The following is a 15773-nucleotide window of genomic DNA, read 5'->3' on the forward strand; positions in this document are numbered from 1 at the left end:
GATTTGAGCAGGCCTAGTATATCATCTTCTGACAGGTCCACGCCCAGATTACCAAATACCTTGGCGTAGGCTCCAACGTCCTCGTCTTTCAATGATGGATGAAGAGATCGGAATACTGGCAAGAACAATTCCATGTTGACCACATTGGCCTCTGGAAACTTCTCGAAATACACACCGAAATCTTTAATGATTGCTTGCGTCTGTTTGTCCATCGCTGACAGAGGTATTCTGTTGTACAGAGATGAAAATTCTTTTCTGTGTTTGACCAAGCGCAGCAACCCTAAATCAAGTGCCATGCATTACCCTTTCTACTCGTGTTTGAATTTCTGCAATCCAGTTTTCTTTAGGATCGCGCTCAGTTTGTATCCGAAGCAATTTGGAAGGATAAAGAGCTAGTTTTTTCTTCAGCGTCTTGTATGCCTTGTCTCCTGCTTCGTCCATGTCAGTCCAACAGATCACGTTTGACCATTGACCAATATGACCAGCCGCTACAATGCCCAGAGAGGTGCCTAGGAGCGCCACTGAAGAGTATCCGGCTGTGTTGACACGTATTGCACTCATAACGTCCTCCACGACCACTACAGGAGCTTTAAACCTGCTATACGTGGTAAGGGTATACGCTACAAACGGCTCCGACCCGGCACTGCGATAGTATTTCGCACCGCCGTCCGCAAAAACCCGGCGTGCTAGGAAACCATTCTCTATAGGGATACAGACCCTACGTGTCTGTGGATCGTATCGAAACCCATATTTATCGGAAGCATCTTCCGGCGTAAGGTTTCCTAGCAGCGGCCACGAGAACGCCTCGTAAGGACAATCTTCGTGGCATAGTGGAATGCACCGGGAAGGGATAACCCGTGCCTCCACCAATTCGTTTCGTGCTTCCCGTGCAGCTATGATCTCGGCTGGTGTCATCGGAGCACCTTTAGCCCAGTCTTTTTCACCGCAACGGAAACAATAAAAAGATATCCCTTTGGTATCCTTGGAAATAATGGCAGGAGTGTCCGTCCCACAGTCACAAGCAAACCGTCTTTTTTGACCTACCGTTAATGTATTAGCCACTTCCTGCCATGTTGTCATTTTTTCTTCCAATGTATGTAAACGCGAGATTGTAGACCAAACAATATGAATTGCAGGATCAATAGAAACCAAGCTTCATTCAGTATAGCAAACATACCCAAAGGAAATGCTGCTGTCATTCCTAATATAGGAGACCAAATACTTTTTCCTGCTGTCTCAAATACAGACATAAGAACTAGTACCACTCCAATGAACTCATAATGGGAGCTTTCCATCATATTCCTCTCGCCCTCATAGGGGTCACATTTGGATCACATTTCGCTGCCAAGAGGGAAATTAGCCTTTGTTAACAGTGCGATACACTCTTCATCCTCTGGGGACAGTAAGTCATCTATATCCTCAAACTTTGAACAGGCTGGAGACCTAGCCTGAACAAACGGGTATTGAGCCGAGTGCTCTCCCCAACCATTTTGCCAAGGTTGAGGCGGCGCTTGTCTGCAATGCGGAGCAATGTGAAATTTACATTGACCGCACCTTGCATTGATCCACTTGTCATTCATCCGAAGACTACGTGCTTGAAATGGGTGTAGAAATCTTCGTCAGTCATGATCAAGTAATGATCACCAATGACTACGATCCAGTCACCAACTGTTAGGCGCATGGGCGTCTCTTCATCTTCCCATACGATCTCGTCAATGAAATCCGGCTCGTCTTCCATGAACACAACATCAGGGCTGTGGCCGAGGTCTTCCAGAACTTTGATGACATCAGAGACATCAGAGTGATCTACTACGGTAGCACTACCGAAGCGGCGAAGCTGTACTTTGCTCATAATAATTCTTTCCAATTTAGAGTAATCTGCATCAATCAGCACAGATCGGTGCTGCATTGACGAGGATGTGTTTTGGCCCCATGAAATGTATCCAGTCACGCCCTAATCCCCCGTTGTTTTGTATCCAGTTCTTGATTTTCTGCGGATACATGTTGAACATTTTGTTTGTGACGCGAGGGTTAAAATGATCGCCCCCTGAGCCGTTTGGTCTACGAGGTGCATGGAAATGCAATGAGGCTGTCTCTTCCAAGCATACATCCGGCAATGCGAGGTACATAGTACAGGCAGACCAACAGGAACCAGCAATACGTACTTGAGTACCGTCGATAGCCCAAACCGCAATGGTGCGGTAATATTGGTTCATATTTCCCCCGCCGTCATACGTGATGCGGACAACCTTTTTCGGGAATGGTTTTGCAACCTTATCCTTCTCTGTCTCCATATTTACGTAAGTGTATCGACCCTTCAATTGGTCGAAATACAGGCTGTCACTTCTGGCATCATGTGCCAGTGCCGAGCCAGTTAGTATCACACCAACGGCTATTATGAGTTTAGTTCTGAAGTCCATGATCTTATCCCTTCAAGATTGTGACGTGCAAACGAGATATTTCATCAGCAGTCATTGAATTTTTATCAGCAACTATTCCGCACCAGCTATCCCATAGGAACTCTGATCCGCCAACATCTTCACAGACATCACAATAGTATTTGACAAGTTCGTTACGCCGCTTTGGCTTAGCCTGTTTGAACAGGCTGGCCTTTACGGTATTCGGTGGTACTGCAAAGCGAGCCAGATTATGACTATCAATGCAACCCACTTCACCAAACAAAAGCTGAACGCAGAACCCGCCTTTGACGAGGCTGGTTTATGGGGCTTGCACCAAGCTACGACAGTGGCCGGCTCTCCGCGAAAATCAGTTACGGGGTCGTCTACCGCAACCTCGCTACCATCTTTGTGTACCAGCCTCATTTGAGCCACTCCTGAGCATTCTCTGTTACCCAGTATTCATGAGTGGTTGGGCAGTACGACCAGTTCTCACGTGTCTTGGCGAATGCAGCGGTAGTGTTGATCAGCTTACCAAGAATGGTAGGTCTGCGTCCATACTGCGGACCGTTTATCCAATGAAGACTAGCAGTTCTACCCCCGGCATGAGTACGCTCATTGCCTGATAAAAGTAACACACTCTCTTGTAGAGCGGTCCATCGTGAATACAGGTAGAACTGCGCAAAAGGTACAATGTAACTGCGTTCGGGTTTACCTTTGTAGCATCCAAACAACAGCTTTATGGATAAACCCTGTGCTGTTGCCCACGACCAGAACTCAGCGTTTTTCTGAATGCTGCCACTGACAGAAAAGATGATAAATTCCTTGTAGCGGTATTCTTTCGAGTGCTCGCAGACACCGCCTGATTGTGTTTTGTTGCCCATGTTATACAGTTCCTTGTACGCTCTTGAATGCAGAGTTCAGAAGATTGGTCATTGGTTATTTCTCCAGTTGTTGTAGCTGTTCCAGCAGTGATCGGGATCACCAGTGATCTTGTTGATAAAGTCAATCTTTCGGCCAGCCTCGGCAACCCTTTCCACGCTGGAAGATGTCCACAAAGTATGAAACAAGTAAGCACAATACGGCTGTGAATACTCGTTACCGATCAGGCCATTGACCAAACAAGATAGATGCATCATTGCACTTGTTGCAGTAATCCATTTTAACGGGTTCAAAGAGAACTCTGGTTCCTGTCGTTCCGGCTTTGGAATTTCGAAGTTGTACTCTTCTGCAATCCGCATGAACCCTTCCCACATAGCAGGTGGGGTAGACTTCTCATCATGGATTATCTGAAGACGCTTGACAAAATCCCAATAATCGTCATCAATACCACTTTTGCGCAGTGCATCGCGAACAACCTCGACATTCACTGTGTTGCCCTCTAAACTGACGTGGTAGTGTCGCGGATTTATAAGATGACCAGCAGCGCACCTATTATTTCCCGACACGTACTTACACTGCGGGTGATCTGCCTTATCGTTTTTAACAGATTGTATCCAATTCTGTGCTCTCAATCCGCGATATACTGTATTAAAAATAGCTTGGCGTTGTGCGATTGCTTTAGTTGTTAATGTCATGTTGTAAATTCTCCAATTCGTTGAAATACAATGTACCTGTCACGTAATACCCTGACCGTATATTAAATACAGCCTGTGTATCTCCTAGATGGGCCTCGTCGCATTCTATAATAGATATGACGACATTATCCAAGTGCAATTGGTCCCGCCACTCTTGGCGGTAAATCCAACTTTTTAATTGCGCTATCGATTTGAAACCGAAGTAATAGTTCCCCTGCTTCAACCAATCCATAGAGCACCAGAAATCGCTTAATGCAGCATCTTGGTCAGGCGTCGGGTGCCTGATGCATTCTTGCAATTCCATATCCACCATAGTGTCGCAGTGATATAGACCCCTATGTACGTCCCCTTCTTGATGCACACGATAGATTTTAGTCATTTTGATATCCCTTCAATTGACTGTTATGACCACGGATCATTGTCTATGCGATCCGCCTTTATAGCCTGCCATATAAAATACGCAGCGCAGGCAAATATTACGAGTAAGTCCAAGTTTGGTACTCCTGTGGGTAGATTTTAGATGGTACGGCTCTCCAGCCGAGTGATACAAATCCCTTGTACCATTTCTTACGAGCAAAAGTTATTTGATTGTAACCAAAGAAGTATCGCCCGACAGACAACGTGATAGCCATTACAAGACCTGCAATAGTAGCAATCACCATTCCGGCCAATGTGCCTGAGAAGATGAAAAACAGCATCACAGTGAACACTACATCAATAGGTGTGGCAAGGCCCAACAGAGTTTTAAAACTCAGTATGCGGCTCGCAGTTACCAGTATAGCGGCAACCAAAACTATTGCGACAATCAGTGACGACATAACCATATTATTTATCCTCTGCCATAAATAGCTCGAAATGCTTTACTGCGTTATAAGCATCTATAAAAGGTACACGATCCGGAGAATTGGTCGATAGGGATGCGGCATAAGCCCGTATGAACATTTCCTTACGATAGTCATAAAAATCCCGGTCAACCTTACGATGTATCTCGTCCATTTATCTGGCCCTTTTCTTGTACTGACGTACCCACAACCAAAGCTGTATTTCCCTATATAATCTGATCATGATTTCTCCAACCCACAGATGATTTGTTGTGCGCCGTACAGCGAGTATTGATCCATATTGTCGGGGTCTATACCCTCTTGATGCACAACGTATAAATGATGGCCAAAATCACGGCGATCTCGCTCAGTGGTAGTTCTGCTAATAAGCAAGTCAAGCGCTCTGGCTCTGGCTCGCAAGTTGTTAATATTAGGTCGCAGTGTCATGATAATTCCTTTGCTAGAATTGTGCCTATGCTACCCTCTGGAGGATAAGTAGCATAGAACCAAGCCGATCTTTAATCGGGAAGCATGGTGTTACCCCGCTTATTGGTGCACACCTCTAGGTTAGGGTCGTTTGGGTGAGATGTGCACTAGGGCTATTGATGGTCATCGCCTTGACGCCAACAAATACTTATCGCTCAATCACAGTGAGGTACTGCTCAGATTGAGTTACACGCCACCCATCGTTGATTTGCGCAATATAGCGCCACTCGTTGATAGGCTTTGTGCCTTGTGCTGTGCGTTCGTAATATCTATGCATGGTAGCTCACCTTGATACCGGATGCATCCCATGCACCATTACGACCAATCGTCGCCTCCAACCGGGCAGAGCGCTTCTGTGCTGCTGTGCGATACGGCTTGCGATTTTTCATGTTACGGGGTTCACCGCGAGTTACAGCGGTTGCGAGTGGGTGAAATTTGCGACGTTTAGCCATGATTAATATTCCGATCCGATTGTGTTTTTTACGCTTCTTATGAATTTACCGATCTGCCAGCCTAACCAAAGACCAAAGATCGTTAAACCGATTGCAGGGAATTGTGACCCCAAAAGGAGACCAAAAGCTATGGTGAGAATGAACACTGCCAAGCGCTTGACATGGCCCGGTATTTGAAACGCTGGACTGTGATTGCCTACAGCCCTATGTTTGCGATCCCATGCGTCATTAGCTTCTTGTTGTGTACGTGGTGCCATTTTCATTGCTTTGGTCTCCAGATTGAGTTGAGTTGTGTGAGTTATGCGATTGGTGCAAGCTCAGGGGTAGCTGTATCGGCCTCAGGAGCCGCCTCAGGCGTTTTTGCAACAAGGCCTTTCAATGCTGCCAGCTTATCCAGATCGATGTTGTCCACGTCTTTGACGCCCTTCTTGACCCTAGTTGCAGCTTTCTTGATAACCGCATTGATAAGATCATCCAGATTGCAGGGCTTGTATGGCGTTGGTGGTGTGAACTTGTACCAGTGGTTTTCCCGCTTTTCCATATCCGATACAGTCAATTCGGTATGTTTACGAGTGCCAGCCGTGAATTGTCCGGCATCATCCCGGTCACCTTCAATGATCACAAATCCAAGGAAAGCTTCTACCCAAGCATACAGGGCGTGTGCTCTGATCCCATCAGGAGTTTCATTCAGCAAGTTGTTGATACGCTTGACCGCTGGTCGCACGTCCCCAGTCTCAGCCCAACGCTGTGATACAGCAATCAAATATTTCTGGATATCGATTTGTAGGTTTTCACCGCGACGTTTGAAGCTTTGGACTGCCAGCACAAATTGCTCGCTATCATCCGACTTGCGTAGTGCATCAAGTTTAATCATTGTCATGTGTTTTCCTTTTTACGTGTTGCCTATATCATCACCATTGGCGGTCATGATATCGAGCAACACCGTACTCGCCGCAGGTCGTAAAGCTGCGACTAGCAAAGTGTTAAACTTCCCGTTGGTTCATTGCGTAGCATTTGATCGGCGCGGTTTCGCTGGAAAGTCAATCTATTGTTGCGACAAATCCTTGCGAGCGTGACCGATGCTGGCCCTAACAATTCCCGTAACACGGTTGGATATACGTACAATCCCCTTTACCCCTAGTAGCACGGCAAGCCCGTACATTTGTCGCTAAACTGCCTGTTCTAAAGTACAGTCCGCGTGGTAAACTATTTGGCGTGGCCCTTTTGGGCTGGTTGCCTTCTATTATTAGATAGGAACTGATGATTTGAATTACAAGGCTTAATTTGAACTATGTTCTAAATATATTCGCTTGCCGTCCGTTTCATCGTTGTTGCCGTCTACCAACCATAGATAGGGATTGGCCAATCAGATTGCAAGGGATAAAATGAAATTAATTTGAAATAAGATAGATTGAACAATTTTTCTTGCCCATATAATGAGTGGAACATATGAGCTTGGTTTGATCATGCTTTGTTCTGCCTTTGTTTGATTGTCGGTTTAAAGTAGAACAGAATGAGAACAAACAGTGGACAAATCGCTTCAATGATTTTTAGGATGCAAAGTACCATAAAATCTAAATGGCTCTCAGTGGCTCTTAAAATGGATATAAACCACTATCATAATATTTGGTGTTATTCAGTATGATAATAAGGTAATAATCAATATAAATAGAATATAGATATAATCAGTATTATAAATAGATTAATATAATCAATATCTTATACAGTATTACATAGTATTAGATAATATAGATATAATATAAGGGATATAATAGGCATATATCTATCCATAGGGGTCACATTAGGATTAATGCAATATAATCAATGAGTTGACAGCAATGAAAAGAGATAGATGGGAAAGCAAGGGCAAGCTTGTATTAGATTGAGCTAAATTAGACAAATGATACATACAACCAAGCTAAATTAGAACATGCTAATATGAACCGATAACCAAACACATTCAAAATAATGAATACAGGGTAGATTAGCACATTCTAATATAAGAGGGGGCCATGGGGACAATGGGGCGGCCAGTATCTATAGATACCCCCTCAGAAAAATATATCATTTTTTTACGATCAATATCTCCACAGCATCCACAGTATCTCCAGAATGGCTAAACACATTAAAATAACAAATACGAGTACGATGATTGTCGGTAGTCCCATTTAAATCTCCAATTTACCAGATACGATCCACACAGATGATCACACAGCGAGTTCTAGGAACTTTATGCGTAATCATCTACGGGAAATTAAAGCCTCTGTACGGGCTTCTGAGGGCGTTTAAATACCTAATTGCTTTCTAGCTCTGGCTATTACCCTATCCAAAGGAATAACCGCAGTCATTCTGGTCTCCATGTAGGCCGAGAAGATGTTATAGAGCTTCTTAGCCAATAGCGCGAGGACGCACAGTCCGAGTGTCATCGTAACACCGATCCAGTAGCTCGCATCTATCGCCTGAGCGACTTTCTCAGTATCAATGGCCGATGGCAAGGGGCAAGTCAAAACGTGCTCCAGCGGCTTTACAAGGCCGTGTACAGTATGGTTCATTTGATAGGCTCCCTCTCGTTGCGCTCGAAGAACACTTTACGGGAACAATGATAGATATCTTCGTCATTCAGGTAAACAACGAAGTCGCCGTGCTTTGGCTCTTCATAGCATTTGAAATACTGTTCATCAACACACGCCTCTGATTTCTCAGGGTAGTACTCGATAACGCTGTCTACAGGTATTTCCGCAGCGTTTCTTATGATTGGCTTCGAATAGTAATTTTGAAAGTTCATAATTTTCTCCTAATGTGACTGATCACGATAGTGAATACCGCCAACATAATCACGTAATGCAGCAAGTTTGTTTCGACTGTGGACATATGATCCAACATTCCGTATTTTTCCATTTTACTCTCCTGTTTGGTCTTGTGATTAAACGGGCACACACGATAGTGTATTCATTGAATGACAAGACGCTTGACCCTGCCGTGTGCAAAGCAGGGACGATCAGGGTCTTACATTTTTTTTTTGAGCTTACGCGATAACTACGAGAGCATCTTCGCCACCGCCATCGACTTCAACTCCAACGGAGCTTTGGTCAGCAGGGGTAGAAACCCAGACGTTCTGGTTAGCAGCTTCAGCACCGAGAACACAGCGAACTGCCTCTCCGGCTACGGTAGCAATACCAGCAGATGTAGATGTACCGGGGTTGGCCACACCGATGGCTACGCGAGTAGCTACGTCAGTACGGATGACAAATTCACCTTTGATGCCGTCAGCAAGAGCAGACGAGGCTTTAATGTCGTGCCAATCAACAGCGGCAGTTGCGGAAACGAGGGAACCTTTGAATTTAGGCATAATAATCTCTTTCTTTTGGTTGTGTTCATGAACGCTCTTTAAGTCGAGCAGACTATTTCTTACGAGCTACGCCTGTGACCTTCTCATAGGTCCGCAGTGCGCCCATACCCAACATACCCATCAGAATAGGCATCAGAGCATCAAGCTCGGCGTCTTTGATCAATGAAGTATCAAATCCGAACAACCCGGCGAATGTGAGCACGATAGGCAGAGCAATAAATTGCCACGCGAGTGCAGTCACACAAATCCAGCCGACAGCCGGACGCCAACCAGACACAAACATGTTTTCGCTTGCAGCCTCGTTCTCGTTGATCTTCATTTGAGCCAAATCACCACTCGCAGCCATTTCCATGACCCTGAGACGTTGCTCGGCTTTCTCTTCGTCAGACGTATGCGCGTCATCAATCAGTCCAAATAGACCTTTGACAACTTCAGCGACGCCTGAACCAATGTCGAATACTCCCAAGTAAACTCTCCTTCTTTTTCTTCTTGATCGTTTTCTTGACGACCTTCGGTTTCTCGACCTCATCATGCACAGTCTGAGAGGCTTCTAAAGCTAGCAGGAAGCGAACAGCCTTTCGACCTATGACAGGTCCATTTTTCTTTATATCGCCGTTGATGATGTCCCTAGCGCGTTTCCACTGTGTTGTGGTGGGAGCTTCAGGTAGCATCTTCGATAACGACTTGCCTTTACGGAATAATCCTTTGACCATTCCAACGACAGTTATGCGGACAGCTATATCCAAGTCCAATGCCCGATCAGGATATCTCACCAGATCAACACCAACGTGTTTGGATAGCTTCTTGTAATTGTCGTACCATGTGATCTGAACCAGACCACGGCCATAATAGCACTTACCATTCTTCTGCGGCAATGCGTAGTTGGTAGAAATCTTCTTGTGTCTGTACAACCAAGCTACAGCCTTGAGTGCGTTTGCATGGGTCTTGGGTTTATTGTGGAACCCTTCCCGACAAGCCTCAAACGTACCACCAGTTTCATGATGGATTGTAGCCAATATATACGCGACGTGTGATAACTGCATATCGTCAACTTCGTCAAAGATCGCATTCATCGTCTCTACCTGCACAGAAGTGAGCTTGCCTCTCGGCATCTCCTTCCGTACAAGCGAGTAGAACTTTTTACGGTCCATTATTTGCCAGCAGCAGCTTTAGCGGCATTCTCTTTACGCGTAATAGCGGCACGTTGCTGTGGCGACAGTTCCTTCTCAACCTTTGCAGGCTCATCGTCCTTGGTGTCGGTGTCCAGACCCAGAGCAGCGCTCAAACGAGCAGCTTCAGCTTGCTTATCAGCAATCTCTTTCTGAGTGTTCTGCAAACGGCCAAGCTGTGTCTTGAAGTGGGCCTCACGGCGCTTCTCTTCAGCTTCGTTCTGTGCAGCAACCAACCGGGCGATTTTGTCAGCCTGTTTATCATACTGTAGCTCAGCAAACTTGATGAACTGGCGCATAGTATCGACAACCAAATCTAGGTTTTCTTTCTTACCACCCATGCGTCCAATCGAACGAGAAATCTCTCTACGCATCCGAGGAGTAATGTTTTGTACATCCTGTGGAAGGTCGAGACCTTTTTCATTCGTCCCGCGTTTTGGGTTCGAATAGTTTGACTGGCGCGGTAGCTTTGATGTTCCGTCTTTGAGGTTTGGGTCATTGAGGTTCGCAACGTTGGCAGGTTTAGAAGGACTTGTCTGAGCGCTTGCAGGCTTTGCATTCACATCCATTTTGTGAGCAGCTTCAGCGTGACGATCTTCGTTAGTTTTGTTAGTCATGTGGTATCCTTTACCAGCGCCTCTTGAGTGAGGCTAATGAGTTGTTGATTGTTGAGCCACCACGCACCATACTGGAAAATCCAGCGGGTGTGCCTGATCTGTTACCCAAGGGGTTTTGCATCATTTGCTCATATTTCTTACGTTGTGCGACAGCAGCCGCATGATCTTCATCCTGCTTCAGATCTTCTAGCCAGTTACGGCAAGTACCTGCGACAGCATCCAATCGGTCTTCATGTATCAATGATCCACGATCTCTCGTAATCTTAGATATCTGTTGGAACAAAGAGAACGACGCTTTTTTGTCAGTCGGATATTGTTGACATGCTGCCCAATCTTCATCAATGAGTTCCTCATCAACGATAAATCGTCCGGCACCGATCAACGGCTCCATCGTATCAATTATTCGTAATTCCTTTTGACCACTCTCCCACACGTCTTCAATCTCACACGAATGTGCTCTGAATAATATAGGTTGTAGTGTGCTAGACAAAGCACCCTTACCATAGTTTTCCTCAATGGTAATTTTGAATGGTTTGAATTTCACAGCAACTTCTGTCAGCAAATCCATAGCCTCTTGACCAAGACCACCGGGAACGCCACCGACTGCTACAAGGAAAATCTTCCCCGAAGAGAACCGGGTCACGGCGTATGCTGTTTCGTCACCATTCTCTCCACCACCAGCCGGGTCAATGTACATATGGACACCTTGATAGGCACCGTACTCTTGTCCGAAGTTGGAGGCGCGAAAGAACTTACTCTTTACCGGGTAGTCACTAGGCAGGATGATCCTGTTCTCTGGTGACTGGTTCGAGTGTATATGAATGGGCGCACTTGTGGGTGGCACATGCATGAATATAATTCTCTCGATCTTGAGAGGAAATCTTGCAAGGTCACTCAGTCGCGTATCCAACATATGCTGAAGCTGGAAGTAAGCTGCGCCCTGATCGAGTTCTTTCTTAACGAGAACATCTTCACCAAGAATGACGTGATCAGTAGGTTGCCCTCTGGTCCCCATCATACCACCACCAGTCCGCAGGGACGGGTTGTCGGTCATTGCCTTCTTAATCATGGGAGCCAAGTAGGCACCATAATTCTCTTCTTCTTCAACTGTCGGATATCTCCCCGGCCAAATGCGGATACCAAATCCACGGCCCGGTAGACCGTTATAAATACTGTCAATGCTCTGAGGTGTACCAAGATAAATGATATCGCCCTTAGAACAGATTGAAGTGAAATCTCGTGATAGGTGAATTATCTTCTCACGCATCTCTGCGGTCAAAGAGTTTTTCTGACTTTCGATATCGTCAGCAATCAATACGTCTGCCCGCTTACCCTGAAGGTTCGCTGTAATACCCACACAGGCTACGCTCGGAGACTTCTCAGGGCCTTTTAGCTCATAGTGGACATCATATGCCTCAATAGAAGAACGGTCACCGTGCGCCTTGTCAGGCAGCATACAGGATAGCTCTTCCATTCCAGTAATGATCTGAATGACCCAACCCGAAATCTCTTTCGCCATCTTATCACCGGATGATATAATCAGTATCCGATCTGAAGGTGTATGGATCAATCTCCAAACTGCATAGGCGGCTGTGACTGTTGTCTTAGCCTGACCACGTTGCGCTTGGATCATTCTGTATTGAGGACCGTATTGTAGGTAGTTCCCCATATCAATTTGGTTTGCTGTACAATCGAACCCCATGAGGCCGTTGATAACATCGTACAGAAACGTGTCGAAGGTGGGGTAAGCCTCTTGAAGGGCCTTTAGTTCTGCCCACCGTTCGACAGGTGTCATCTTTCTGCAATCAACCATTGTCAACCAGCTTCAGATTTGATATCTGTTGTAGGTTAGGTCGATCTCTGCTTTTGTTTTTCAGCCTCTCTTCCATAGCTGACAATTCGTCAAGCTGCTCTGTGTCCATCGTGACCTCGTTATCCTTGAGGAATTTCGATACTGCACTGAGCATGGCAGGGGAAGGCAAAGCATCATCGCCCAATAGGATTTCCAGCATTTCATCTGCTACGGCATCCGTATTGATTTCAGCCAACGCATCCAACTTGTCAGAATACCTTTGCAGTATCTTCATGTAGATGTTTGTCAGCTTCATGTGTATACCACCGAGGGCGGCTTCTGTTGCGGCTCCTTTTGCCATAGACTTTCCTTACTTGGTTGCGAAGTGCGTCATCAAGAAACCCACAATAGATATCACCAACGGGATCATAACAACCAATGCTGTCTGTCGTCCTTTGGATGTAGCTATCTGGGCTTCCAGATGTCTTTGACGTTCTTCCAATTTCTCCATACGGGCGGTTTGATCTTTCTCACTGTCAAGAATGTGCTTGATGTCAGAACGTATTTCACCGACGATAATCAGGAGTTTGTTTTCGTCACCCTTGACCATGAAAGTCTCCCATAACCTTAGCGAGGGATTTTTTGACGATCTTACGCAGCTTGGAAGACGAGGCGATACCTGTATGACTGCCTTTTACTGTATAAGAAGTCAACTTCCCAGTGAACCGTCTTGCAGGGTGAAGCTTTCCTAGTTTACCGCAGGATAGCTTTCGGCCAATCGCCACAATGCCGGAAGTGGCATTGAACTGATCTACGACCTCTACATTGCTGCCCAATGACGGGAAGCGTTTAAGTGTGGGGTCAATAGCTGCATAGTAGTGAACAGTGATCCCATGCTTCTCAAGAGCATTGATTAACTCGTTGCCTGCATAGACGCCATTGGAATGACCAAAGACCATAATGATACCGGGGTCGGGATCAGCGAGTATCAAACGCAATGTGTCGCGCCAATCATCCCAAATCTCTACCTTTGCATCAATACCGTCCTCGTCAAAGGTGATGCCTTCGATAACGCCTTCCAGATGATACGCCCACTTCCTTAGTTTAGGGGAGATGGACGAACTCAATCCGGTAAATAAAACTACATGATCCATATTAGACCTTTCTGTTTAGTTGTGCGCCTCTGTAGATGGTGTGAAGTTTTCAACCAATTAGAGACCCCAGTATGTATCTTGATTACTTTCAAGAGTTGTTCTTTCTAGTGAAGTCAATTCATCGGGCCATGTTATAACTTCACTAATATACCCATAGAAACCACGATTAGTATAGGTTGTAGCTTTACAAAGTCTAGCGTAAGTTGCACCTAAGCCTGTAGTTGTCATATTCATGTTAAACGGTGTGGAAGGCATGGCTGTGGTGCTAGGAGAAGCAACATCCGAACCGTCCACCCGCCAATCACCACCATGAACTACTGCATTAGAAAAACTAGTATTAACCCATTGACCAGCAGCTCCGTAATGCCACGGATAGATAACAGGGTTACTCATTATCCACATATAACCCGATACAGTATGTGGATCACCAATAATAGATAAAGTTCTGGTTAATGTTACAGCCTCATCAAAACTGAAATACAAGCTTTTAGAACTGTCGAAGAAAGGAGAAGGAACTCCATTTATTTTATGGATTACACCGCTTGCATTAGTAATTTGAGGTTGACTAGCATCAGTAGATTGTCTTGCATTATTGCTGTTGAGCGATTGATCATACCACACAGAAATAAAACCCTGATTAGCCCCAACAAAATCAGTCAATGCAGTTTCATCAAGATCACCGCTTGAATTAAACCATATATCAATTTCGTCATCATCGCTGTCACGACGGACACGCATACAAGGCCCGTAATACCAATCATTAAGTTTCCTTGTACTCAATGCAGTTAGAGGTAAGGAATCTATTGAGGCAACATGCACGGCATTATATGCAAATCCACTGTAACGGTCTGTAGGTGGTGTAAACGCATCGGTCCATCTAGCTATACCAGTGCTAAAACGAAATTCATCGTAATGCGCAGCTATAGCTTGAGCACCTCCATCAACAGCACCGACTTGAAGCCTTGTCGTTGGATCAATGTCACTCGTGTCGGTCCATGACGAACCCTGTGCAACACCGTCAATCCACATCTGTACTGTCCCACCGTAACGAGTGAACGCTACGTGATACCATTGATCAAGAGTAGATGACCAATTGATTATGGTTCTAACACCATTGATGTAGATATCGATTTGCGTGGAACTCAGTACACGACAATAAATGCCGTCTGTGTATTCCCCGATAGCAAATATACCTTGGGATGCAGTATGGTCTTTCAAAAATAACCAGAAGTCAATCGTCCAGTCACCCAATTCTGGATGCATTGATACCGGACAGGGGTTAATGTCTAAATAGTCGCCAGTACCGTCAAGTTCTAAAGTTTTTGTGCCGAGTTTTGTTTCAGTTATACTTACAGCAGCATCACCTTGAACATCGGGATGATTGTTATAAATACTACTATCATCCGTATCATCTTCGAAATGCAGCATCATAGTAGTGTACTTATCAATTCCAGTTGAAGCATCAACAGCAAGTGGCAATGAGGGGGGAGTGAAGGTTGTGCCACCTGGATAACGACAGACACCATTTGTAATCCGGTAGTTACTTATATGTCCTTGTAACGGTGAGCTTGAAAGACTAATTTTTACAGTAGTTGCACCACTACCTAAAGTCCTTGCTGCACCAGACGCATCTTGAACACCATCAACATATATTCGCCAAGTTCCGTTATCATTCACAGCAGCAATGTGATACCACGTATCTACAACAAGGGTGCTTGATCCTGTTAAATGTGCAGATAATCCATCATCTAATTTTAAATTTGTTCCTGAGAAAAATAAATGAGGACTACCACCACTAGGAGGTGTTCCATGATGTAACGATTGTGTGCCAGATACCCGACCTAATCGAACATAAGCTTCTATAGTAAAATCACCTTTAGAGTAATCAAAGCAAGTATTAGAATCAATGGTAATTTGATCCCCGGAACCATCAAAATAGGCGGAAGTTGACATTCCTGTC

At 45.2% G+C, this 15773-nt stretch carries 24 protein-coding genes; all 24 read right to left on the reverse strand.

Translation table 11 applies throughout. The features are described from left to right. Positions 1-296 (reverse strand): hypothetical protein (locus tag Q0688_RS04885; RefSeq protein ID WP_299073763.1); only part of this gene is annotated, 296 nt, incomplete at its 3' end. Next, positions 286-1080, reverse strand: a complete 795-nt coding sequence (locus Q0688_RS04890) for a toprim domain-containing protein (RefSeq protein ID WP_299073765.1) — start codon at positions 1078-1080, stop codon at positions 286-288. The genes Q0688_RS04890 and Q0688_RS04885, both read right to left, overlap by 11 nt. A gap of 251 nt (positions 1081-1331) precedes the next feature. Beyond that, positions 1332-1580 carry a hypothetical protein gene (locus tag Q0688_RS04895; protein ID WP_299073767.1) on the reverse strand — a complete coding sequence of 83 codons (249 nt, stop codon included), beginning with the start codon at positions 1578-1580 and terminating at the stop codon, positions 1332-1334. After that, on the reverse strand, positions 1577-1852 hold the full coding sequence (locus tag Q0688_RS04900; protein ID WP_299073769.1) for a hypothetical protein: 276 nt from the start codon (positions 1850-1852) through the stop codon (positions 1577-1579). Before Q0688_RS04900 ends, Q0688_RS04895 begins: the two co-directional genes overlap by 4 nt. Positions 1853-1883: 31 nt before the next feature. After that, on the reverse strand, positions 1884-2420 hold the full coding sequence (locus Q0688_RS04905; protein WP_299073771.1) for a hypothetical protein: 537 nt from the start codon (positions 2418-2420) through the stop codon (positions 1884-1886). 398 nt (positions 2421-2818) lie between these two features. Further along, the gene (locus tag Q0688_RS04910) at positions 2819-3280 is read right to left on the reverse strand and encodes a hypothetical protein (RefSeq protein WP_299073773.1); all 462 of its coding nucleotides are present in this window, start codon (positions 3278-3280) and stop codon (positions 2819-2821) included. 48 nt (positions 3281-3328) lie between these two features. Beyond that, a complete protein-coding gene (locus tag Q0688_RS04915) occupies positions 3329-3973 on the reverse strand; it encodes a hypothetical protein (RefSeq protein ID WP_299073774.1) in 645 nt (214 codons plus the stop codon). Next, positions 3957-4352: a hypothetical protein gene (locus tag Q0688_RS04920; protein WP_299073775.1), complete on the reverse strand. Its 396-nt coding sequence runs from the start codon at positions 4350-4352 to the stop codon at positions 3957-3959. The genes Q0688_RS04915 and Q0688_RS04920 overlap by 17 nt, the downstream gene beginning before the upstream one ends. 97 nt (positions 4353-4449) lie before the next feature. Beyond that, positions 4450-4791, reverse strand: a complete 342-nt coding sequence (locus Q0688_RS04925; protein WP_299073776.1) for a hypothetical protein — start codon at positions 4789-4791, stop codon at positions 4450-4452. Positions 4792-5034: 243 nt separating this feature from the next. Next, positions 5035-5241, reverse strand: a complete 207-nt coding sequence (locus tag Q0688_RS04930; protein WP_299073778.1) for a hypothetical protein — start codon at positions 5239-5241, stop codon at positions 5035-5037. 187 nt (positions 5242-5428) lie between these two features. Further along, complete coding sequence (locus Q0688_RS04935; protein WP_299073780.1) at positions 5429-5557, reverse strand: hypothetical protein; 129 nt, start codon at positions 5555-5557, stop codon at positions 5429-5431. 177 nt (positions 5558-5734) lie between these two features. Continuing rightward, complete coding sequence (locus Q0688_RS04940) at positions 5735-5995, reverse strand: hypothetical protein (RefSeq protein ID WP_299073782.1); 261 nt, start codon at positions 5993-5995, stop codon at positions 5735-5737. A 35-nt stretch (positions 5996-6030) separates the two neighbouring features. Further along, entirely contained in the window at positions 6031-6612 is a 582-nt protein-coding gene (locus Q0688_RS04945) for a hypothetical protein (RefSeq protein ID WP_299073784.1), read from the reverse strand. A 1405-nt stretch (positions 6613-8017) separates the two neighbouring features. Then, positions 8018-8284: a hypothetical protein gene (locus tag Q0688_RS04950; protein ID WP_299073785.1), complete on the reverse strand. Its 267-nt coding sequence runs from the start codon at positions 8282-8284 to the stop codon at positions 8018-8020. Then, on the reverse strand, positions 8281-8517 hold the full coding sequence (locus Q0688_RS04955) for a hypothetical protein (protein WP_299073787.1): 237 nt from the start codon (positions 8515-8517) through the stop codon (positions 8281-8283). The genes Q0688_RS04950 and Q0688_RS04955 overlap by 4 nt, the downstream gene beginning before the upstream one ends. Positions 8518-8757: 240 nt before the next feature. Beyond that, positions 8758-9081, reverse strand: coding sequence for a hypothetical protein (locus Q0688_RS04960; RefSeq protein WP_299073789.1), 324 nt, complete (start codon positions 9079-9081; stop codon positions 8758-8760). A gap of 52 nt (positions 9082-9133) precedes the next feature. Next, on the reverse strand, positions 9134-9547 hold the full coding sequence (locus Q0688_RS04965; RefSeq protein ID WP_299073791.1) for a 3TM-type holin: 414 nt from the start codon (positions 9545-9547) through the stop codon (positions 9134-9136). Beyond that, entirely contained in the window at positions 9513-10154 is a 642-nt protein-coding gene (locus tag Q0688_RS04970) for a glycoside hydrolase family 19 protein (RefSeq protein WP_299073793.1), read from the reverse strand. The genes Q0688_RS04965 and Q0688_RS04970 overlap by 35 nt, the downstream gene beginning before the upstream one ends. 77 nt (positions 10155-10231) lie before the next feature. Further along, complete coding sequence (locus Q0688_RS04975; protein ID WP_299073795.1) at positions 10232-10867, reverse strand: hypothetical protein; 636 nt, start codon at positions 10865-10867, stop codon at positions 10232-10234. Positions 10868-10877: 10 nt separating this feature from the next. Further along, positions 10878-12662 carry a phage terminase large subunit gene (terL, locus tag Q0688_RS04980; RefSeq protein WP_299073797.1) on the reverse strand — a complete coding sequence of 595 codons (1785 nt, stop codon included), beginning with the start codon at positions 12660-12662 and terminating at the stop codon, positions 10878-10880. A 10-nt stretch (positions 12663-12672) separates the two neighbouring features. Beyond that, entirely contained in the window at positions 12673-13020 is a 348-nt protein-coding gene (locus Q0688_RS04985) for a hypothetical protein (protein WP_299073799.1), read from the reverse strand. 9 nt (positions 13021-13029) lie between these two features. After that, on the reverse strand, positions 13030-13269 hold the full coding sequence (locus Q0688_RS04990) for a hypothetical protein (RefSeq protein ID WP_299073801.1): 240 nt from the start codon (positions 13267-13269) through the stop codon (positions 13030-13032). Continuing rightward, entirely contained in the window at positions 13256-13813 is a 558-nt protein-coding gene (locus Q0688_RS04995) for a hypothetical protein (protein ID WP_299073803.1), read from the reverse strand. The genes Q0688_RS04990 and Q0688_RS04995 overlap by 14 nt, the downstream gene beginning before the upstream one ends. A gap of 57 nt (positions 13814-13870) precedes the next feature. Further along, positions 13871-15773 (reverse strand): LamG domain-containing protein (locus tag Q0688_RS05000; RefSeq protein ID WP_299073804.1); only part of this gene is annotated, 1903 nt, incomplete at its 5' end.

The sequence above is a fragment of the uncultured Paraglaciecola sp. genome (assembly GCF_937123705.1).
Lineage (GTDB): Bacteria > Pseudomonadota > Gammaproteobacteria > Enterobacterales > Alteromonadaceae > Paraglaciecola.